General features: G+C 57.8%; 10 protein-coding genes and 2 pseudogenes. 10 read left to right on the top strand and 2 right to left on the bottom strand.

Going from position 1 to position 22,114, the window contains the following annotated elements:
• Nucleotides 1–211: 211 nt before the first annotated feature.
• Nucleotides 212–625, bottom strand: coding sequence for an adenosylmethionine decarboxylase (gene speD / locus ACV1FX_RS29650; protein ID WP_473121102.1), 414 nt, complete (start codon nucleotides 623–625; stop codon nucleotides 212–214).
• A 2,137-nt stretch (nucleotides 626–2,762) separates the two neighbouring features.
• Between speD and ACV1FX_RS29645 the strand changes: the two genes are divergently transcribed.
• The 4 genes from ACV1FX_RS29645 (at nucleotide 2,763) to ACV1FX_RS29630 (ending at nucleotide 13,341) form a co-directional block, all read left to right on the top strand.
• Nucleotides 2,763–9,227: an amino acid adenylation domain-containing protein gene (locus ACV1FX_RS29645; protein WP_473121101.1), complete on the top strand. Its 6,465-nt coding sequence runs from the start codon at nucleotides 2,763–2,765 to the stop codon at nucleotides 9,225–9,227.
• 5 nt (nucleotides 9,228–9,232) lie between these two features.
• Nucleotides 9,233–10,648, top strand: coding sequence for an MATE family efflux transporter (locus ACV1FX_RS29640; RefSeq protein ID WP_473121100.1), 1,416 nt, complete (start codon nucleotides 9,233–9,235; stop codon nucleotides 10,646–10,648).
• A gap of 524 nt (nucleotides 10,649–11,172) precedes the next feature.
• Nucleotides 11,173–11,904 (top strand): 4'-phosphopantetheinyl transferase family protein, encoded by a 732-nt coding sequence (locus ACV1FX_RS29635; protein WP_473121099.1) that lies wholly within the window; start codon nucleotides 11,173–11,175, stop codon nucleotides 11,902–11,904.
• A gap of 660 nt (nucleotides 11,905–12,564) precedes the next feature.
• Nucleotides 12,565–13,341 (top strand): bestrophin-like domain, encoded by a 777-nt coding sequence (locus tag ACV1FX_RS29630; protein WP_473121098.1) that lies wholly within the window; start codon nucleotides 12,565–12,567, stop codon nucleotides 13,339–13,341.
• A 233-nt stretch (nucleotides 13,342–13,574) separates the two neighbouring features.
• Here the strand turns inward: ACV1FX_RS29630 and gmd are convergent.
• Nucleotides 13,575–14,658, bottom strand: a pseudogene (gene gmd, locus ACV1FX_RS29625) (GDP-mannose 4,6-dehydratase).
• Between the two features lie 925 nt (nucleotides 14,659–15,583).
• Between gmd and ACV1FX_RS29620 the strand changes: the two are divergent.
• The 6 genes and pseudogenes from ACV1FX_RS29620 to ACV1FX_RS29595 all read left to right on the top strand — a co-directional run bounded on the left by ACV1FX_RS29620 (nucleotide 15,584) and on the right by ACV1FX_RS29595 (nucleotide 21,624).
• The gene (locus ACV1FX_RS29620; RefSeq protein ID WP_084801537.1) at nucleotides 15,584–15,784 is read left to right on the top strand and encodes a hypothetical protein; all 201 of its coding nucleotides are present in this window, start codon (nucleotides 15,584–15,586) and stop codon (nucleotides 15,782–15,784) included.
• A gap of 27 nt (nucleotides 15,785–15,811) precedes the next feature.
• A pseudogene (locus tag ACV1FX_RS29615) lies at nucleotides 15,812–16,087 on the top strand (hypothetical protein); the annotation flags it as partial.
• A 328-nt stretch (nucleotides 16,088–16,415) separates the two neighbouring features.
• Nucleotides 16,416–16,607 carry a hypothetical protein gene (locus tag ACV1FX_RS29610; protein ID WP_473121097.1) on the top strand — a complete coding sequence of 64 codons (192 nt, stop codon included), beginning with the start codon at nucleotides 16,416–16,418 and terminating at the stop codon, nucleotides 16,605–16,607.
• A gap of 6 nt (nucleotides 16,608–16,613) precedes the next feature.
• Nucleotides 16,614–17,309, top strand: coding sequence for a dihydrodipicolinate synthase family protein (locus ACV1FX_RS29605; RefSeq protein WP_473121096.1), 696 nt, complete (start codon nucleotides 16,614–16,616; stop codon nucleotides 17,307–17,309).
• 2,164 nt (nucleotides 17,310–19,473) lie between these two features.
• Nucleotides 19,474–20,328 (top strand): electron transfer flavoprotein subunit beta/FixA family protein, encoded by an 855-nt coding sequence (locus tag ACV1FX_RS29600; RefSeq protein ID WP_473121095.1) that lies wholly within the window; start codon nucleotides 19,474–19,476, stop codon nucleotides 20,326–20,328.
• A gap of 48 nt (nucleotides 20,329–20,376) precedes the next feature.
• Entirely contained in the window at nucleotides 20,377–21,624 is a 1,248-nt protein-coding gene (locus tag ACV1FX_RS29595) for a dicarboxylate/amino acid:cation symporter (RefSeq protein ID WP_473121094.1), read from the top strand.
• The last annotated feature ends 490 nt before the right edge of the window (nucleotides 21,625–22,114 follow it).

Below are 22,114 nucleotides of genomic sequence, written 5' to 3'. Positions count from 1 at the left end.
TGCTTGGTGTGAACGTCTGGAGACCACCACGATCTCGGATACGGAGGCAATCCACTCCATCAATTCAAACGCGCCAATCGGGCACTCAAGACGCTCCAAATCTTGTCCTCCGCGCCATTGGCCGCACGACTGGGCGTAACGGCGGTCCCTAAGCGGCGTTCGCAAAACTGCCGGTGCGACGCGCGCGAGCGAAGCAGCATCCGCTGCTATTTCAAGGAGATCGACCATCTGCTTCAACGGTTGGCTTGATTGACGCGCATCTGCGGAAACGACGAACGTCGGACTGTTCGGGCTGAAAGGCCTGAACTAGAACTGGCACGGCGCTCGCAGGATCGCTGTTGCCACATGCGAAAATATCAGCGGCGGCGTAGGACCTCTCGGGCCAAGTATGCAAGGTGATGTGCGATTCCGCCAACAAGGCTATTGCGGAGACACCGTGACCCGGACAAAACTCATGAATATGAAGGTGGAGTAAGGTCGCACTCGCCGCACGGACGGCTTTTCGGATTGCGTCTTCCGCAACAGCCGGGTCGTCAAGGTTCTTCGCTCCCCATAGGTCGATGAGGATATGCGTCCCACCCGAGGACAGAGCCGGCGGGGCTGCCTTCTCGCCATCAATAGTCATTGAGAAATCTCCATTGAATCATCGGCCTATTAGGCTGAGCTATTCGGGGTTTGGATGGCGAGGTGATCAGGCGCGCTCGGCACTTGGATGATTTCAATGCCGTTATTGAATCTGACATACTGCGATCTTGGGCGCCTATTTGTGCCTCAAGCCGCCGCTAGGTCCCTTATGGCTGCGATCACCAGCTCGAACGCCATCGGCCTGGCGGTGGTTGGCATCAAGGAGCCCTTCGTCCGCATGCTCCTTAATTGCCCGGTGCCGAACAGGCTCTCGATGGGATTGGTGGTTAGCAAGAGGTCCCTGTTCGGAGTGCGTCGCGATCCTTAACCGGGCATTCGAACGCCCGGCCGTAGTTGGCGCAACGCTTGTCGGCGAAGACGTCGATCGCCCCTTCGGTAGACGCTCGGTTCGCGCCCAATAAACCTCGCGTCTTGCAAAAGTCGAGCGCGCCGTCGCCGAGATTTGCATTGCCAAGCCACCCTTCCCTTGACGTCGGGCATGGTGTGGCCCTGCGTACCCAAAGCGTAAACCGAGGCGACCGGCTCCAGTGACAAGGTCGCTTGGACCCGCCTTGCAGTTGACCCTCACTGCTATGCCGTAGCCGGCAAGACAGGTATTTATGCAGTTGGAGACAGGGCCGTGGGCATCGCGTTTGAAGCCAAACACCCAACCATTTTTCTGCGAGTTGTAGCCGATCTGGTCGCCTTCAGAGAACGCGGGGGTATCGGCGCGGCCGCGATAGACAGACGGAACGTCGGGATGACTGAAGCATGTTTGAGCGCTGATACTGCGGGCGTGCCCGCCTGTATATTCTCCGGACCGGCTCCACGGGGCCGATGACAGCTGTACTGCTGGCTCAAGATCCGCCGAATTGGCTACGCCGCTTGCTTCCAGCGCAATCGTTGTCGCTCCCCCAGAACGAACTCCAGATCGCATCAAACACTCCGCGGCGCTATCCCTATCCACAACCGAGCATTTTCGAGCTGGCTTCGGTGGTGGCACCGCGAATGAAGCAAGCAGCGTGCCGCTTGGGAATTGAGGGGGGCACCAGTTGCTTGGTACCGGGTGCATGCGTCAACTTATGGACAATGGTCTTAAAGCTGACAATCGCTTTGTAGCGTAGCGTACGACAGCAGGCTGCCCTGCAGGAAATCGCTTTCGTTGCTGGCTAGCCTGCGGTTATCGAAGTCTGGCTCGTGGCAAAGACGTCACGAGCGATCGGTTGCGCGATGCGGCACGGGAGGAAAGGCTCATCATCAGCCCTTCAAGCTTACCACCGACACCGCGCGATGCTAACACTCCGGCTTCGCCTTGGTGCCAAGCGGCACCGCAACATTGTTTGTATCGGATCTTCTGTCGGCGGCGAGACGCAAGCTTGCTTTGACGCGCTGAAAGGAGTTGTCGAGCGTGCACCTCGTGGCGGCCAAGCAGCGCTACCCCACGTTCAATCCCGATTCGGAAATCGTATTGGAGCGACGCCCTTTCGGGCAGCCTGCACGTCCAGAATAGACATTTCTGGGTGCGTTTTCGTGTGGACCAGGGCGAACGCCTGCGAACAACATATCAATCGTGGTGGGTGGTTCTGCAAGCCCACGATTCGTTACGCTGCTCAAAGCCATTTCGTGAGCGAAGAACGACAAAAAGTTCGAGCACCTAACGACTGCCCCTCAGCGCCTACCGGAACGACGTAGGCCTCGCGGACGATGAGGCGTTTCTGTCTTGGTTCTTGCGCAATCGATATCATCGCTTTCCGCACCGCGGGCGACCTGCAGGCCGGCTAGGGCCACGTCTTGTTTCACGAGACAGCACCAAGCTACAGCCCAGGCGCCTACAAATGTAGGAAATCGCAAGCCGGGACCGAGTCTCTGGACGCGCTGATTGCGGGTGTCATGCAGATTAGCGCGTGTCTACTACAAGATCAGGTAGATGCCACCGCCAACTTGAGGCCCTAGCGTTCGGTCGTGTTCCCTGCCGATTAACGAGGACATCGTGAACGCAAAAAGCGAGAAGCTAGCAAATAGGCAAAACGGCGTATGATGACTGGCAGAACCAGGGTGGCTAAGCAACGCACAACCCATTCAGGACCCTCGATGTTCTGGCTGAAGGGCCGCACAGGTTGACGAATGGCGGCAGGCGTATGCCTACGGAAAATCGGTCCGGCAAAATTCCGCTTGTGGAAGGTTTACCGATAGACCCGATCACGGCGATCGATCGGCTTGCACGCTCGGATCCGGAAAGGGTTGCGCTCAGGTACGGCGTAGACGCACTCACCTACAAGGCACTGCGATCAAGATCTGATGCGCTCGCGAGGACGTTACGAGAGAAGGTGGCTCACGGCGCGGTGGTCGGCTATTGGGGTGAGCGAGACCTCGACTGGGCGACGGTGGTCGTCGCAATTTTGAAGGCTGGATCAACCTACCTGCCGCTCGATCCATCGTTACCGGTTTCCCGTACATCATTCATGATCGAGCAGAGTCGCTGCGCTCTGATTATTGGCCCGGACCAACTAGAGCCGCTCAGCCTATTCAAGGCTAACAGCAAGCCCACCACCCAATTCGTGACGATAGAGGCGGCGTTGCGCGAGGGCCAGACTTCGTCTGTTGTACCATCACCGAGCAAGGATGGAATAGCCTACATTCTGTTTACGTCCGGTTCGACGGGCCAGCCGAAGGGCGCAATGGTTGAGCGCGCGGCCCTCAATAATCATCTGGTGGCAAAGATTGACGCTTTAACTCTCACTCGGACCGACTGCGTCGCGCAGACAGCGTCGCACTGCTTTGACATCTCGCTGTGGCAGCTTCTGGCGGGACTTTGCGTCGGAGGCTGTATCGCGATCATCGATGATGCGACACTGAAATCGCCAGTATCACTTCTCCAAGCCATTCAACAATACGGCGTGACGGTCGTTCAATTCGTGCCGTCGATGCTTGCCGTATTTGTTGAATATCTGCAGTCGCTTGCGGCCTCTGAGCGAGCTCTGGATGGTTTGCGAAGTATTTCTACGGTCGGAGAACCTCTAACACCCGGCCTGGCGCGCGCGTGGCTTGCCTTATATCCCCTGGTTCCCATCCTCAACCACTACGGGCCGACCGAGTGCGCGGACGGCGTGACGCATCATCTGCTTTCCGCCGCTCCCGCGCTGGCTGACACTTATGTGCCGATCGGCAAAGCGATTTCTAACCTTGAGGTTTATATCGCGGACGGACCGCGGCTATGCAACACGGGAGAGGTCGGCGAAATCTGTGTTAGCGGCGTTGGTGTCGCTGCGGGTTACGTCAATGACGATGACCGCACCAAGGATGCCTTTGGGCTAAACCCGTTCTCGAACGATCCTTCGTTCCAGCGCCTATACCGGACAGGCGATCTCGGGCGAGTTCGTTCCGACGGCCTCTTGGAATGTCTCGGTCGACGGGACCGTCAGGTCAAAATTCGCGGGCACAGAATTGAGCTGGGGGAAATCGAGGCCCGCCTTTCCGCTCATCAATTGGTACGTGGCGCCGCCGTGGTCGCCTCGGTCCGCGCAGGCGTAAAGCTTACGGCGAGAGACATAACCAGGGCCGAGGGGGAAACTGGATCGCGTCGACTCATCGCGTATGTGTCAGCCCCGCCTGAAGTGGGGGAAGGCGAGCTTCAGAGCTTTCTGGCCGAAACGCTTCCTACCTACATGCTCCCAGAAAGGATCATCCACGTCGGCTGTATTCCACTGACCAGCAACGGAAAGGTCGATTTTGGAGCCTTGCCAGACCCGACCGGTGTTCGCCCTCTCTTGCCGACTCCGTTCCAAGAGCCGCAAACAGAGCTCGAAGCTCAGCTGTGCCAAATTTGGTCCGAAATTCTGCGTATTGAGAACATTGGCGTCAATGACGAGTTCATAGGCCTCGGTGGAGACTCGCTTCGGGCCATGCTCATATTGGGCGAGTTGCAGACCCTGCTTGGAGTAAGAACGGATTTCAGGCTGGTTCTGAATGGAACGATCCGGTCTCTTGCGGCGTCGATCTCGGCCCGAGTCGAATCGAAACCGTGCACAGCCCCGGAGCACGGCAAGCTTATGCGAGCGCCCCTGACGCGAGTTCAGGAGCACCTATGGTTTCTGTCGCAGCTCGATCCATCTGCCAGGAACTACATCATTCAAGGCGGCCTGCGAATAAGAGGCATCATCGATCTGGCTGCGTTCAATCGCGCCTGGACCGATGTTGTTCACTCCCATCAGGCACTTTCTGCACGTTTCACAGACGAAAACGGTCCGGTTCAGCTTTTCGATGGTCCGCAATGCGCAAGCCTTCAACTGGTTGATGCATCTCATCTCACGGCGCAGGAAGCTGAGGAGCTGATAGCAGAGTTACGGCGAACAGAGCTGAACGGCAGCTTTGATCTCGGCCAAGGACACCTGTTCCGCGCGCGCATGATCCGTTTTGGCCCCGACAACCATCTCATACTGATCACCGCTCACGAAATCATCATCGATGCCTGGTCGATCTCCGTTCTGCTTAGGGACCTTCGACAAAGCTACGTAGATCCTGCGTCGTTCTCGCCAGAGAACCGCGCGTCACTTTCGGCCTACGCGCTCTGGGAAACGCAACACACGACTACAGAAACGCTGGCCAGCCAACGTAATTATTGGCGTCGTCAGATTGGTGATGATCCGCCGGTGCTTTCGCTTGGAACGGGACGAGCGCGGCTGCAGACAAATTTCTACCGCGGCGCCTCGCATGCGGTGCTGCTTGGCAGCGAGCTCTCCAATCAGGTCCGCGAGTTTGCCCGTCGACACAGGTGCACCACGTCGACAACACTCCTCGCATGCTTCAAGCTGCTGCTGCGGATGTATTGCGGCCAGGACGATATTATCGTTGGCATACCGCACGCCGTACGGGATCAACCTGGCAGCACGGAAATCATTGGCTTTTTCTTGAATATGCTGCCGATCCGCACCGCGATCGATGTCGACCAGTCCTTTGTGGCTCATGTCTCGCGCGTCCAGGGCCTCGTCAGCAGTGCGATTGCAAATTCGGCATATCCATTCGGCTGGATGGTAAAAGATGCCCGTGTACATCGCGAAGCGGGACGCTCCCCGATCTTCCAGGTCATGTTCAACATGTACTCCGAGGCCGCCGAACCACCCGGCCAACATGTGTTGGATCTGACATTCCGTGAATATGAGACCGGCTATGTAAAATTCGATCTGACATTGTACGCACAAGATCTGAGCGATGAAATTGCCCTTCAGCTGGCGTATGCGGAAGACATATTGTCGAGCGATCTGATTGTCCGCATGGCCGACAATCTGCGCTGTCTGATTGCAGCCTGCATTGAGAAACCGCTTGCGCCCATTAGAGATCTGAACTGCCTCAGCGCGTTAGACATCGCTATGCTGGACTCGCTAAATGGCTCGGCGCAGCCATACGAGACTGAATGCTCGCTTGTCGAGGCGTTCGAGCAAATCAGTGTCTCCAATCGGACACAGGTAGCATATTTTGGCAATTTCGGCGAGATCACATTCGGCCAACTGCGCGAGCGCGTCACAGCTATCAGGTCGCTACTGCGAGCTTCGGACGTGGGGGCTGGCGATATGATCGCCATACTGGTCGACCGGTCGCCTGACGTGGCGGCGGTTATTCTTGCGACACGAGCCTTGCAGGCCGTGGTTGTCCCAATATCGCCGGATTGTCCGCGTGATCGGATCGAACATATCCTGCGAGATAGTCAGGCAAAGCTTTTGATTCACGCAAATACCGCTGAACCTGGTTTTGACGTGCCGTCGGTCTGTCTATTGACACTGGAAGCGTCCAGCGTGGGCGCGCACGATTTTGGGCGCAGCGACAAACCATCAGATCAGGGAATTGCAAGCCTCATATACACCTCGTCCTCAACCGGGAAGCCGAAGGGGGTTCTCATACCGGAATCGGCTACTCTCAATCGGCTGAACTGGATGTGGCGACGTTTTCCCTTCGACAGTGCCGACGTTATGGTTGTCCAGAAATCCGCTTCCCTTGTTGCGTCCGCCTGGGAGTACTTTGGGGGGCTTTTGAAGGGTGTGCCCACGCTGATCCTGACCCAGGAGCAGTTGCTGGATCCAGATCTGCTGTTATGCACGTTGGCGAAACGTCGCGTGACACATTTATTTGCCTCGCCACTACTCCTGTCCGGCATCATTGCTGCGCAAGAACAGCACCCGCGACCGACAGCCTTGCGGCTGGTTACGAGCAGCGCCGAACCGATGCCTTCCTCGCTCCCCGGTCGCTGGCGTGCACATTTCCCGGACGTGCCGTTGTGGAACTTCTACGGTGCTACGGAATGTGCGTCCAATGCAGCAGTCTATGAAACGTCGGATGTCGGCGACGGCTCGTCGCTTATCCCCGTTGGACGCCCAATCGACAACGTCAAACTCTATGTTCTCGATGCCCAATTAAAGAGAGTCCCTGTCGGAGCTGCCGGCGAACTCTGCATCGCCGGACGCTGCGTGAGCGCTGGGTACTGGCGGGATCAGGATCGGACCAACCGCTGTTTCGTCCGCAATCCCTATGATGACGGCCAATACAGCGTTCTCTATCGAAGTGGCGATATCGCACGCTTCTCAACCAGCGGTCTGCTCGAAATTTGCGGCCGGTCGGACAATCAGATCAAAATACGGGGCTTTCGCATCGAGCTGGAGGAGGTCGAAACAGCTCTTGAGTCTCATCCTGCAATCGCAAAGGCCGCCGTGGTCGCAGAAGGCATGGATAATCATCGTCGCTTGATCGCTAACGTGGTTCAGGCTCGCGACAGTCTGAGCTCTGGAGATATCATCACTCACCTGCGCCACACCTTGCCGTCCTACATGATCCCTGCCGCCTTCCGTTTGGTTGACAGCATCCCCCTTACGGCAAGTGGGAAGATAGATCGTTCTCGCCTGTCGTCCGTTCCCTCCCGCGAGGTCGGGCCAGTTCCATGTGCTGAGCCCCGCACAAGAAACGAGCGCATTCTTGCTGAGATCTGGCAGGACCTATTCGGCGCCAAGTCGGTCGGACTAGATCGGAGCTTCTTTGATATCGGCGGAAATTCTCTTCTCAGCGTGCGCTGCGTCACGCTGGCGCGCAGAGCCGGGCTGAATCTCACCGTCGAGCGGCTCCATCGAACACCGACCATCAGGGAATTGGCGGCAGACGAAGCGGTTACACGCGATGCCGTCCGTTCCCCAGACGGTTCATTGCCAGTGACCCCCGCAATCTCATCTTGGAACCGTCTTGCCGGCTTCGATGAGCATTTCAACATCGGCGATCTGTTCTTTTTGCCCGCCGGTATCCTGAACGTCCGAACGCTGGAGCGTGCCCTCGCCCATGTCATGGATAGGCACGAAGGCCTCAGACTCCATATTGCTCGAACGGTTGAGGGCCTACGTCTGACAATCGGACCGTCCGTGGCCGAACGCCTCGTGGAAGAGATCGATCTTGTCGGAATGGACGTCCTTCAGCAGCGCAAGATAATCGAGAGCATCTCAGCAAGACGTCAGCACATGTTTCGGTTTGACGGCCAGAGGTCGCTTGTTAACGTCACCGCCTTCCGCACCGCGGAAAGCGGCGATTACTATCTGCTGGTCCTGATGCATCATTTTGTAGCGGACGGGATAGGCTATCGACTGTTCCTGGAAGCATTGGATGCGGCGTACAACGCCCTTGCTTCGGGCCATATCGAGAGCGGTGCCGAGAACATACAAATGCTCTCTCCATGGTGGAAGCGCCTTGAGCACTACGCGAACAGCGAAGCGCCAGCCGAACTCAAATACTGGGAGGGAATTGACTACCATCAGTTCAATTTCCACGTCAGCGACACTTCATCAGGCGGCGCGAGCTTTTCGAAAGTGACCGCCAGAGAGCTTCACTATGCGCGACTTGAACGTCGCATGGACGAAGCGAACTGCCGCGCCCTTTGGGAAGATCAGGCCAAATACTATCTTGAGATCGACAAAGAAGCGACAGCCGACCTCTTCAATATTGCAGCGAGATGGGCGCATTGTCAGGACGTGGATGTCTTTCTTGCCGCCATATCTGGCGCCTTCGGACGCGTTTGCGGCAACCACTCGCTTTGGATTGATAACCTTACCTCAATCCGAGGTCGGGTGTTTGACGATCTCGAATCATCTCAAATCATCGGCAATATCAGCGAGCTTGTTCCGCTTCCCTTGAGACTGACAGCAGCGGAGCGCCGCTCCGATCGTGCGCGCTCAATATACCGCCAGCGCAATGCCTTGCCGCGCAGGGGAATAGGGTTTCGGGCCATGAGATTCCTAAACCGAGATCCTGCCGTGCGGAGCCGGGTCGATCGCCTGCCCCTACCAAGAATTGGATTGAATTATCGAGCGGGTGTGCAGCGCCATTTTCCACGCCGTCTCCTAGCCAAGGAACCCTCGCCACTCTGGATCGGCGAAGACATGGATGAAGCGTCCGTGGGTCATCTCTTCTGGTTCGATGTCGGATATCAAGCCGGCCAGATACAGATCGAAGCAAGGTACGATTCAAGCCAAGTCGGTTATGAGCCGACCCGTAATCTCTGCACAACATTGCAACAGGAGCTGTTGGAGACGATTAGCGAATTCGGATCAATTCGCGGCACGTTCACCCATGAATGAGCCAGATGCGAAAATTCGCCGTCGAGAACGATCGCGATGTGATGACAAAGAAGAGCGCGCATATTGACCTTTCTGACCCAAATCTCTCGAGTCTGATTCTACGGCTCGCCATCCCCTCTGTTGTCGGCTTATCGATCAACGCGCTACAGCAGGTCGTCAACGCGATCTTTGTTGGCGCACTTGGCGCTCAGGCGATTGCAGCTGTCAGCATGGCCTTGCCAATCGTGGTCCTGCTCGCGGCGGCTGGACAGGGGATCGGTGTTGGAACAGCATCGATCATATCCCGTCATCTTGGCGCTGGTGAGTACCTGGAGGCGAGCAAAGACGCGAGCACCGCACTTGCGCTCGCCGCTCCGATCGGTATCACAATTACGTTCGCTCTGCTTCCAAGCCTGCAAGGGATCTTCCTAACGCTCGGCGCGACTCCAACCATCATGCCCATGGCGCTCGACTACGCAGCGACGCTCTTGTTCGGGTACACGTTGATGCTTCTCAATATCGTCAACGGATTTGTTGTCAGGGCAGAAGGCAATACACGATTCAGCATGTGGACGATGGTTACCGCGTTCATACTGAACGCGGTGCTTGATCCCATCTTCATATTCCTACTGGACCTCGGTGTGCGAGGTGCGGCCCTCGCAACGCTGGTGTCCCAGGTCGCTGCGATCAGCCTCTATATCACGTATTTTACGACGCTCCGCGGGAAAGTCCTCGTCAGGATGTCTCACGTCTCGTTGCGAGCCGATCGCATCAGACAGCTCGCCTCGATAGGTGCGCCGGCGTCCATGACCAGCATTTTATCTGCTATTGCCGTGATGCTCTTATACCGAGCTGCCGCACCGTTCGGGGACGAGTCCATCGCGGCCGTGGGAATAGCTGTGCGGATCTTGACGATCGGCGCCCTGCCTATCACTGGCTTCTGTATAGGCTCTCAAGCTGTGCTCGGTTTCGGCTGGGGCGCACGGGACTTTGCTCGAGTGCTGAAGGCTGCGAAGCTCATACTCTCCATAAATATCGCTTTTTCGGTTGCGTATTCTGCAGCCGTTGTGACTTTTGCCCGGCCTTTGGTCAACCTGTTCAGCGATAGCGATAAGGTCAGGGAAATTGGCATCTCGACCTGCATCGTCTTCCATCTGTTTTTTGGACTTTTTGGTATTGAGACGTTCGTGACGACGATGCTTCATTCGTTCGGGAGAGCGCGCCTCAGTGCGGTTGTGTCCTTCGCGAGGCAAGGCTATCTGTTCATCCCGGCCGTACTGTTATTCCCGGTCATATCGGGTTTCAACGGAGTGTTGGCTAGTCAAGCAATCGCCGAGCTGGGCGCCGGAATGATCGCGCTGTTTGTCATGTGCCACCAGTTCGCTGAGCTCAGACGGGCGCTCCGGCACCCTGCTTCAGGACCAATCGAGATTGTGGGGTGACCTGGCAACGCGTATCACCGGAGCCCAGAGCATGAGGCCTGGCCGGGGAGGTGTTGCGCTCCAAAGTCATGACGAGCGCAACGTGAAAAAGTCATGCGCAATAGTATTCGTCTTGAGCGTTGGCGCTGGGTGTTGCAGGCCACCGCAACGACAGTCGACAGCGGACGCCGAGCCGGACCTGCGAGCCAGCCGAGATTGGCACCGCGTGATCCCTTGGGTTATTCTAATTTGAGAAGGGGTTCGCTGCCTGGCTCGCCTCGGCTCGGCCTCGAACCATTCGCGCAGCTGGGGCGTAACCGCGCCACGTAGCCGAGAACGATCTGAAGCCGCGGCGCAAAAACATGCGGTACATTTCCCTACCGCTCGCAACGAGTGCAGCTGCTGCGCTTCCTCAAAAAAAGGAAATTCGGATCGCATATCGCCCCACGAGCACACCAAGCACGTGCCAGCTTTCAGCGAAATGACCGAATGCTATTGACGTCGTCTCAGGCGCACGACCGCGAGAGAAGGGGCTTGTCACATCTATGAAAGCGCTCACGACGTTAGGAGCCGCCATCGGCGCAGCTTTGGCGCACGATATCAGCTTTTCGGGCGGACCAATATATGATCCCGCTCCCCCTCTGTTTCCTCTTGAGGTGAAAATGTTGGGAAACGTAGCCCAGCGTCGTCGGCGTGAATTCGCTTGGGGGCGGCATCACGCTCACGAGGCATTGCGTCGCCTCGGCTTCACTCCTGTTGCCATTTTGTCTAGAAGTGATCGGGCTCCGCTTTGGCCTCTTGGAGTCGTCGGGAGCATTTCCCACTCTTCTTCCGACTGTGGCGCCGTTGCGGGACGCTCAAGGAACGTCCTCGCTCTGGGATTAGACATCGAAGATGAAGAGCCGCTCGGAGCCGATCTTCTGCCAATCATATGCACCTCCGCGGAACTACAGCGTCGGGAATGGTTCAGCAATCGCCTTGGCCCGAAACTAATCTTCGTCATCAAGGAAGCTGTATACAAGTCCTATTCGCCAGAAACCGGTGAATTCCTGGATTTTCAAGATGTCAGTGTCCGGACAAGTGACCAGAGTGGGTTGTTCGAGGCGGAGATCATCAATCCGGAAAAACCTACAAGTTTCGGCAGTCGCACTATCAATGGAATTTATCTCCCGTTTCTCGGAGGCATCCTTGCATTGGCGGTGCGATTTCGAGGCTCGGAGTGTAGCGCTACGAAGCTTGCAAACCTTGCCCGGGGCATTCGCATGGAAATGAGTTGATCCGGTAGGCGTTGGTGCCCGCTAGACAGTCGATGCGGCGGCCTGCCGGTGCCGACGATGATGGTCTCCTGCATTCACGTCAGACGTCGAGGAGGAGGAGGGGGCATTGACCGGGTTGTCCTCGCGCCTGAACGTATAAGCAGCTCTATCTGTTCAGCGGGCACAGCGGGCGGCAGCAGGGATCCTGTCGTCGTTTTCATTCCGAAGAATTGCTAGCGGCTTTGCGGTGCCTGCCACAATGTTTAATTCGACCTTGTCGACCCGCGTGAAAATCAGGCTGCGCTGCCTTATCGGCATTTCCGCGTCCACAATTCATGCCCGCGGCTCGTTGTTCGGCCATTGTCGGCCGGCGGCCAGCTCACAAACCGCTTCTGCATCCGCCGCATCCGTCGTGTTCGGCTGGACATGAGGCGTCACATAGGGGGGCACCATGCGGACCAAATGTCGCAGCGAGGTAATCTCTTGCCCAGAGCGGGCCCTTGCAAAACCCATGAAAAAAGTCTGAGAGAACTCTGATCCTTAAGCGAACGAACCCAATCCCTGAACCGTTCTATCGCGGCCCCAGAGTTGTGCTTTTGCTGGCAATGCACTATCGGGCGGCCGAATGCTCATATGCTTCAATCGGAGTCTGCGCCTTGCATCAGAGGATCGGTTAACCCAATGATCAAAGCTTGGCTGGACTTTCCGATATTTGAATTGTTCGCGGTCCTCATCACTCTTTACGCAACGACCGGCGCTGTCATTGTGATCGCGAGCTTCAGCCCTGCAACGGTTGTGCCGATGCGCCGCGTAGAAGGCGTGGTCGCTCCGTTTTTCGGCACGGTCGGAGTGTTGTTTGCGTTCCTCACCGGATTTCTGGCCAATGATATAACCGATCGGAACCGTCAAGCGGCCCGCGCGGTGCAGTCAGAGGCGGCGGAGCTGCGCAACATCTATGCTGTCAGTTACGCGTCCGTCTCGGACATGGCCAGCCTCCGCTCAGTGGTTGCGAAATACGTCGCCGCCCTCGTGGAGGACGAGTGGCCGGCGATGGCGAAGGACCAGAAGGCCCATTCGCCTGGTCCGGCCTATGACGCTTTGCTGCGAGAAGTGAGCGATCCGCAGATCGCTCAAGCAGCGGGCGGGGCAGTGCAGGCAGCCTTGCTAAATGCTGCAGTCGGAGCGGGCAGCGCGCGTTCCGAACGGCTCGCCTTGGCTTCCGACCGCACCATCGATGCCAAATGGATTCTCGTCCTCATCCTTGGCGTGGTCACACAAATATCGATCGGATTGGTGCACCTGAAGAAGGTCGGTGCGCAAATTACGGCATTAACCGTGTTCTCAATCGCCGTTGTGATAGCGCTTGGACTCATCGGCCTGCAAGAGCGTCCGTTTTCCGGTGATATCCGAGTAGAACCGGGACCACTGGCAGAGCTCACCAAAATCGCAGCGGAATGAAGATGCATCAGTGTCTTGCAGTGAATGCAAACCATTTCCGCGTTGATGCAGCCGAGAGATTTGTCGCACCCATGTTGTGGTGAGCTCGATCGCCGTACCGCTTTTTGGTATCGATGTCAGGTTCCTCGACGCCTTCGCCGCGCCATTTCGAAGCCCACCGCGGCAAACGCGAACGCGACCATCTCGCGCACCGACCGCAGCTCGCCGCGACATAGATGGATTTCCCCTTCAGCTCAAACGGTATGGCGGCCACCGGCGGCCTCCCGCTTCGCCTCGTCTAGATCGCTTGCCACCATCTCCTGCACGAGCTGCGCAAAGCTGCGCTTCGGCTTCCAGCCGAGCTGCTTGCGCGCTTTGCTGGCGTCCCCAATGAGAAGATCAACCTCTGTCGGACGGAAATAGGTCGGATCGATTCGGACCACGGTCTTACCACTCCTCGCGTCAGCGCCAGTCTCATCGACGCCCTTGCAGCGCCACTCGATGCGGCGGCCGACCTCGGCAAATGCAAGCTCGACCATCTCGCGCACCGACCGCGTCTCGCCGGTCGCGAGCACGAAATCATCGGGCTGGTCCGCCTGCAAAATCATGTGCATGCCCTCGATATAGTCGCGTGCATGCCCCCAGTCGCGCTTGGCTTCGAGGTTGCCGAGGTAGAGCGAATCCTCAAGGCCGACCTCAATGCGGGCGACGGCGCGGGTGATCTTACGGGTAACAAAGGTCTCGCCGCGGACTGGGCTCTCGTGATTGAAGAGGATGCCGTTACTTGCGAATATGCCGTAGGCTTCGCGATAGTTCACCGCGATCCAGTAGCCGTACAGTTTGGCCACACCATAGGGCGAGCGCGGATAGAACGGCGTGGTCTCCTTCTGGGGGACTTCCTGAGCCAGGCCGTAAAGCTCGGATGTAGAAGCCTGGTAGAAGCGTGTCTCTTTCTCCAGGCCAAGGATCCGGATCGCCTCGAGCAGGCGCAGCACGCCGATCGCGTCGGCGTTTGCAGTATATTCCGGACTTTCAAAGCTCACGCCGACATGGCTCTGGGCGGCAAGGTTGTAGATCTCGGTCGGTCGGATCTGCTGGATCAGGCGGATCAGATTGGTCGAGTCGGTCATGTCGCCGTAGTGCATGAGAAACGGCACATTCCCGGCATGCCGGTCCTGATAGAGATGATCGACGCGCGGTATTGAAGGAGGAGGACCGCCGCTTGATGCCATGCACGACATAGCCGAGCGATAATAGATATTCGGAGAGATAGCCGCCATCCTGCCCGGTCACGCCGGTAATCAAAGCGACCCGCCGTTGAGAGTTCTGACTTGTCAAATTCTACCCTGGCGCAAACGAACCGATCGGTTTTACGTGCCCCTCAGTCACCCTCCGCCCGTACCCCGACAGAAGCTCTGTTCAAGCTCTCAAAACTATCCACGGTGATAAAGAAATGAATGCCGAAGGACAATAGACGCTTACTACATTGATTTTACGGAGTTTTCGCCTGGCGCTCGGTTTTCTGACGCCGTGATGACGTTCGGAACGTCTACGCCAAAGGCGTCCCGAGGCGGCTTAAGGCCTTAAACCCAGCTTCAACCGCTTATCTGCAATCGCAGGCTCGTCATCCTGTTATTCGGACAGCGCAATCTTCGGAGCAATCAAAGATAGATGCAAATCGTGAGGAGCGCCGTGAGCGAAACAAGTGAAATCCGTCGAAAAATGCAACCTGACGCGGAATTTGTGCGCCGAAGTACGAACTCGTTGCACTCATCGAACGCGAAAGCTGGCTACCATGCACTGCAAGCTCTAACCTTTTTCACGCGCCGATTGTTTGAAAATCGTTGAAGAATCACAAGGTCAAGCACATTTTCAATTCGGCAGGCGACGGCATGACTGGCCATCTCTACCGCCGCAGAAATTGTGCTGGACTCCAAGCGAAGATAAGTCTGCTCGTAGGACTGTGTTGGAGTTCGACAGGGCGCAGGCTGGCGTGGAGCGCCGGATAGAAATGGCCGCCAAGTAAAGGAGCTCTAGCACCGCGCCGAAGCAGAAGTCCGAAAATTCAAGTGAGAGTAGATGCGGCGACAATTGCGATCGAAGCCGAACCGCCGCAATCGAACAACGAGCCCGCCAACCGCCCGGTGGCGTTGCGATAAGGGCGCAGGAAGCACGGTGGAAGCGAGGTCATTCATCCCACTTGAATTTCGGAACGCGCGATCCGTATTATCTTCCTCATGTAGGGCACGCGGGAGATCTCCAAATGGTGGATACGGCTACCGCCGAGCTTCTGCGCGCGGTCCTCGAGGAGGTCTGCGCGCGCATTTCGCGCTACGAGACTGGCGTCCGCGCGCATGTTGCCGCTAAGCTTCTGGAAGCCGCCACCAGAGGTGAAACTATACCCGACCGCCTCAAACAGATTGGCCTCGAAGCACTTCGCGATGCACCGACCATGTGGCGGTAGGCGCGGACAATATGATCTCCCACGCAGGTGAATTTCCAGGTTACCGTTCTTAAGATCCTTGTGAGCTACCCGGACGGATTCGCGTCAATGGCGGAGCTCAAACGCGACATGGCCATTCTAGCGACGAGTGGTCGCGACTGGACCGAGCGCACCAAGAGAATGGCCGCCCGTGTCCCGAACCTCGACATTTTTTCGCAGAAGCTCGTTGAGCGGGTAAATGGTGGCTGGCGCATCACAGAAAAGGGTCGCACCCTCCTCGATCTGATGGAAGCGCGCCAGGTCGGCACGGAGGCGCCGTCAAAGACGAGCGCATCTGCTTCCGAGCAACGCGAAGCGGACGATTGATCAATTGATCCCTGCCGGTGATATCACGCTGCGCCGCGCCGAAGTGCGATGTTTCGCCGCCCAGGTCCTCGGCGCGATCGGAATTTCAGGTCAGATCTGGCGAGGGTCGTGAAAGATCCCAGAAGCGCGCATCGTGCGCGTCGCCGCCGATCGACTATCGGAGAAGTCGGCTCATTCAGCGCACCGGGTGAAGGCGATGGTGAAATGTTTGTCACCCCGTTTCTGTATTCTGGGTTCGCGCGCTTTGCCCGCGATTTCCGGATGAACGACTGACAGGAGACGAGCTATGCCCCGGCACGTGAACTATGTTCCGCACGGCGTGATCCCGGCGGTCCTGCTACCGTTTGACAATAATCAGGCCATTGACGAGGCTTGCTTACGTAAGCGCCTTCGAGATGTGAGCTTGGTCGAAGGTCTTTCCGCCATCACCGTCAACGCTCATTCGACCGAGGTCGCATCCTGCAGTTTCGACGAGTAGCGCGGTGTGCTTGATATCGCGCAGGGCGAAATCGGGACCAAGCTGCCGCTGATCAACGGCATCTGGGCGGATGGCAGCCTCGAGGCGGCGCGCGTGGCCCGCATGGCAACGTTAGGTGGCGCCTCCGCGCTCCTGGTGTTCCCGCCGGCGGCGTTCGGCCTCGGCCAGACGCCGCAAATGGCTCTCTCTCATTTCAAGTGCATCGCTGATGCGACCGACCTGATCGTGTTCCAATATCCGCTCGCAACTGGTCAAACCTATCCGAAGGACACACTGCTGAAGCTGTGCGAGGAGGTGCCGACCGTTTGCGCCATCAAGGACTGGGTCGGCAACGTTCCGCATCATGACTGGCACGTGCGCACGCTGCAAAATCTGCCGCGATCTGTGAACGTGCTTACGACCCACAGCGCCTGGCTGTTCTCTTCGCTGGTGCTCGGCTGCAATAGATTGCTATCGGGCTCCGGAAGCGCTATCGCGGAATTGCAAGTGCGCCTATACCGCGCTGTGCAGGGCAACGATCTCGCCGAGGCCAAGCGGCTCAATGATCGTATCGAGCCGTTGACGCGCGTGTTCTACGCCGCTCCGTTCGTCGATATGCACAACCGCATGAAAGAATGTCTTGGTACTGCTCGGCGGATTGCCGCGCGCAGTGGTGCGGCCGCCCTCGGCGAAGCTCGATCCCTCGGAGATCATGGGTATTGAACAGGCGCTGATCGAGGCCGGGTTGCTCGACAAGAAAGCGCCCAATACGGCGCAGCCGCTCATAGCGAGACGGATGAACGGGGGCCATCGCACTTCCCGGTAGATCGATCCGAATATCAGTGTTCTTGGCTGAGTCCTTGGTCGCAGCATTATCGTGAAGAGATACAATATGCGAGCGATTTGGTCGTTGACGCACTCTGGTGTACCAGTTCATCGGCCATAGCCTCGTGTCAGGGAAAGCCGCGGCGATGAGCCGTTCCGGCCCGCACTGTATGTGATTATGCGTGTGGCAGCGCCGTTTGCCGGGCGAGCTGCGTTATAAAGCAGTTGCGCCGGCTTCGCTGATGCGCGCAAAGGGGCGGCTGAGGTTGACGACAGTTCGGTCGCATCAGTGACGCAGGACCGCAGCGGTGGTCACGTCAAGCCTGTTCTGGCCGAGACGTAAACCTTTCGTCGCACGCCAAGCAGCAGAGGAGACGATGCTCCCCCCGGAGAAAGGAACATCAAGTTTGAGTTATGTCGGACCGTGCGGTTGTTCGATGTCCGCTTCCTGCACGGCTGCCGCGTTGAGCTCACAGAGATCCTTTAGATCAATCATCAGGGCACCAAGCCTCGCGGCATGGGAGTTGACGCTCGTGAAGATCTGGCGGCGGCGACCCTCCTCGCCAGCTTGTCGCACTCTGCGTGGATGGAGGCACATAACTGCTGTCTCGGGAAGGGCTCGCGGCTAGCGGCAGCGTCGTGCCCGGACTTATGCTGTCTAATTCGACGCCGCGGTCAGCCTCAGCGTCAACCATCTTATGGGCGATAATGCAGAGCAGCGCGATTGCGGCAGCCCACAATGCGAGATGCTTCCACCAGCAAAACTCGCGCTCAGACCCTTCGCGTGCGATGGCCGCAGCCAATCCTCCCAAGGTCATCCCTGCCATGACCAAGACAAACAAATCAATGCCTTCCATAGGCGCTCCGTTCAGCGGGGCGCGCAAATCGTGCCATGATATATCCTGTTAGTTTAAAGGCGATCACGCGAGCGTCCATCCGACAGGACTATTGAACGTCCAACTCTGCAAGCAACTGCGTCCTGTCGAGCAAGCCAAGATCCGTTTAACTCTGCCCACCATCATGGGTTTTCCGGCGTCTAGCGAAAGTGCGCCGCTAGCGTGGGCACAAAGTCGGAGGCCGCAGGACCTCATTCAAGAGGATGCAACTCCGTTGAACTATCCCTACAACCTGACGCTACGTACGGTTCAACCCCCGGCGTAAAAGGAGTCTTGAATTTTGGATGGCATCAGATCGTACGATCTCAAGTCGGTCGCTATTCACACATGCGAGTTGCGCGACCGAACTTTCCGGTACGGAGCTCTTGAGCGACATCAATGCGTTTTCCGAGCGTCTCCATCAACGTCGTATTTGTAGCCGAACAACCGGCTCGCCGGATTGCTGAGGCTATGGGCTCGGATTGCTGGGCAGTCCGGGCCCGCCACTTATGAATCGCGTTCAAAACGCGAGTCTCCAGCTCGCACGAACTTCTCTTCGGTGATCGCGGATACCCCAGGTAAGTCCGAACGCCGAAAGACGCCTCTGATGAAAAACAACAAGCAGAGGATCACTATGATTGCGGACTATCGCCAGCCCATCGCGACGGATCACGAAGCAACCAATTGTTGCGTTGCTGACGATTCGAACGATTTGATGCTCGGCAGCCCTTCCTTGGAAGGTGCTGGTGCGAGTTGTTCTCCATTGCGGCACGTTGCTTGCTTTGTTCAGCGTAGCATCGCCACCCAGCCTGGTGATGTAGGGGCGGGCCAGGTGCGCCCCTGCTCGTGCGTCAGGCCCGCTCCGTTCTTTCTCTGAGCCAGGAACGTTCATCGACCTGGCGGCAATTCGCAATAACACCGCCCAAGCTCAAGGGCGCCCGGAGGATACGCGTATGGAATGTCTTCATGAATCGCAGCCGCAACATCGCTTCGTCGTATGCGGCCGTAACTTGCGAAAGACATTGTCCAATCTGCGACGTTCCGTCGGAATTGTTGAACTTGAGACACCAACCGTTGTCCTCGATGACTCGGACGCATCCCTACATCGACGCCAAAATTCGGACGTCGGTTCACAGGCATGAGACTTGTTTCAATTCAATTCCCTGCAGCCTTTGGAGAGATCGTCGATGCACAACGTCGTCTGTATAAAACAGGTTCCGGACTCCGCGCAGATTCGCGTGCATCCCGTGACCAACACCATCATGCGCCAGGGTGTGCCGACGATCGTCAATCCTTACGACTTGTTCGCGCTCGAGGCAGCGCTAGAGTTGCGCGACAAGATTGGCGGCGAGGTCACTGTTCTCACCATGGGGCCGCTAGCCGCCGAAGACTCGCTGCGAAAGGCACTGACGTTCGGTGCAGATCGCGCGGTGTTGCTCACCGATCGTGTTTTCGCGGGGGCCGATACGCTTGCGACCACTTACGCGCTGGCAACGGCCATTCGTAAAATCGGAGAGGAGTATGGGCCACCCGACCTCATCTTTGCCGGCAAGCAGACGATCGATGGTGATACCGCGCAGGTTGGGCCTGGTATTGCCAAACGGCTCGGAGTGGTGCAGCTCACTTATGTCGCCGCGATCACGAGCCTGGATCTCGCGTCGCGCGCGATCGAGGTTGAGCGACGCTCGGAAGGCGGTGTGCAGGTGCTGCGCACAAAGATGCCATGTCTCATTACCATGCTAGAGGCGACAAACGAGATTCGGCGAGGGAGCATGATGGATGCGTTGCGTGCGGCACGCACCGACATCGTCAAATGGAACGCGCAGGACGCAGGCGTTGCAGATATCTCGAAATGCGGCCTTAAGGGCTCGCCGACTATCGTCAAGCGTGTCTTCGCCCCCTCCAAGCGCGCCGAGAGAGCAATGCTGGTGGAGGACGCCGAGCTGCCTGTACCGGCGTTGATCGACGCGATCTTTAAGCACCGGCCAAAGCTGGAAACTGAACTTGCAGCCCTGTCGCGCGCTTCTGATCTGAAGCCGTAGCGATGAGCCGTTGAAATCTCCCGCTATTGTCGCGCCGTGGTGCTGCCCATGAAGCCTTGGTACAAGATTCTATACGCCCAGGTGCTGATCGCCATTGTCATGGGCACCGTCGTCGGTTGGCTGTGGCCCTCGCTCGCCACCAACGACTGGATCAAGGCGATGGGCGACGGCTTCGTCAAGCTGATCAAGATGGTGATCGCCCCGATCATCTTCTGTACCGTGGTCTCGGGCATCGCCCACATTCAGGACGCCAAGAAGGTCGGCCGCATCGGCGTCAAGGCGCTGGTCTATTTCGAGATCGTTTCGACGTTTGCGCTCGTGATCGGGCTCGTCGTCGGCAATCTGGTTCGCCCGGGCGCGGGCTTCGGTAGCGCAGCGGCGAACGCAAAGGCGGTCGTCAACTACGCCAAGCACGCTGAGGGACAAAAGACCGTTGACTTCATTCTGCACATCATCCCGGACACTGTGGTCGGCGCGTTTGCGCAAGGCGAGATTCTCCAGGTTCTGCTGTTCTCTGTGCTGTTCGGCTTCGCCATCATGGGGCTCGGTGAGCGCGGCCACGCAATCCGAAACTTCATCGACGATGCCGCCCATGCCGTGTTCGGCGTCATCTCGATCGTGATGCGCGCAGCGCCGATCGGCGCATTCGGCGCGATGGCCTATACCATCGGCACGTTCGGCACCAGTGCGATCCTCAATCTGATCGGGCTGATCGTGACGTTCTATGCCACCGCTGCGCTGTTCGTGTTCATCGTGCTCGGAACCATCGCGCGTCTTGCCGGCTTCTCGATCTTCCAGTTCCTCGCTTACATCAAGGACGAGCTGTTGATCGTGCTCGGCACCTCGTCGTCGGAAAGCGCGCTGCCGTCCTTGATGGAGAAGCTCGAGCGGCTCGGCTGCTCCAAGTCTGTGGTTGGCCTGGTGGTGCCCACGGGCTACTCGTTCAACCTCGACGGCACCAACATCTATATGACCCTGGCGAGCCTGTTCATCGCGCAGGCGCTCGGCTTCGATCTCACTTTGGGCCAGCAGCTCACCATCCTGGTGGTGGCGATGCTGACCTCGAAAGGCGCCTCCGGCATCACCGGAGCGGGCTTCATCACGCTCGCCGCGACGCTGGCGGTAGTCGATCCGCGGCTCGTGCCGGGCATGGCAATCGTGCTCGGTATCGACAAATTCATGAGCGAATGCCGCGCGCTGACCAATCTCTGCGGCAACGGCGTCGCCTGCGTGGTCGTCGCTTGGTGGGAAGGCGAACTCGATCGCAAGGAGCTTAGTGGGCGGGTCTGCCGCTAAATCGATCGGACGAGTATCAGAGAACTACGACGAACTATGCAGGCCTGACGCCTTTGATGCAGTGCGATGGCGACCAGCTCGTGCTGGCTCGGCAGCGAGGCTAATCTCTGCGCCGCTGGTGGAAGGAGTAGCAGCAGCACGTCGAGACCCGTCGTTGGATTTGCACAATCATGCAACTATTGCCGAGGGAGGCTCGACCGGAGAGCGACCCGCCGGTCCAATTGTTCTCCGCCAGAACGAGATGCCAGGGGACTTCACGGTCAAACCATGGACAGATTGTGGTTGGGGGCTCTCGAACATCGGATGCGAGCTGGCGAAGAGGCCGAAGGGCATGTGGAGGCGGCGGCATCGCGTCTTCGCGGTGGCAGAACTGCGTTGCTACGACGCCGCAACGAGCCCAGACTATCTTCGGAGAAGTTCTGTTAACGCGTCAATCCCGCTCGCCGAGCAACGGATCTCGTCAATTTCCCGAGATAGCGTAAGTGCTCTT

The sequence above is a fragment of the Bradyrhizobium ingae genome (assembly GCF_055791185.1).
The sequence above is the reverse complement of the archived record's forward strand: the minus strand, read 5'-3'. Positions and strand labels throughout refer to the sequence as shown.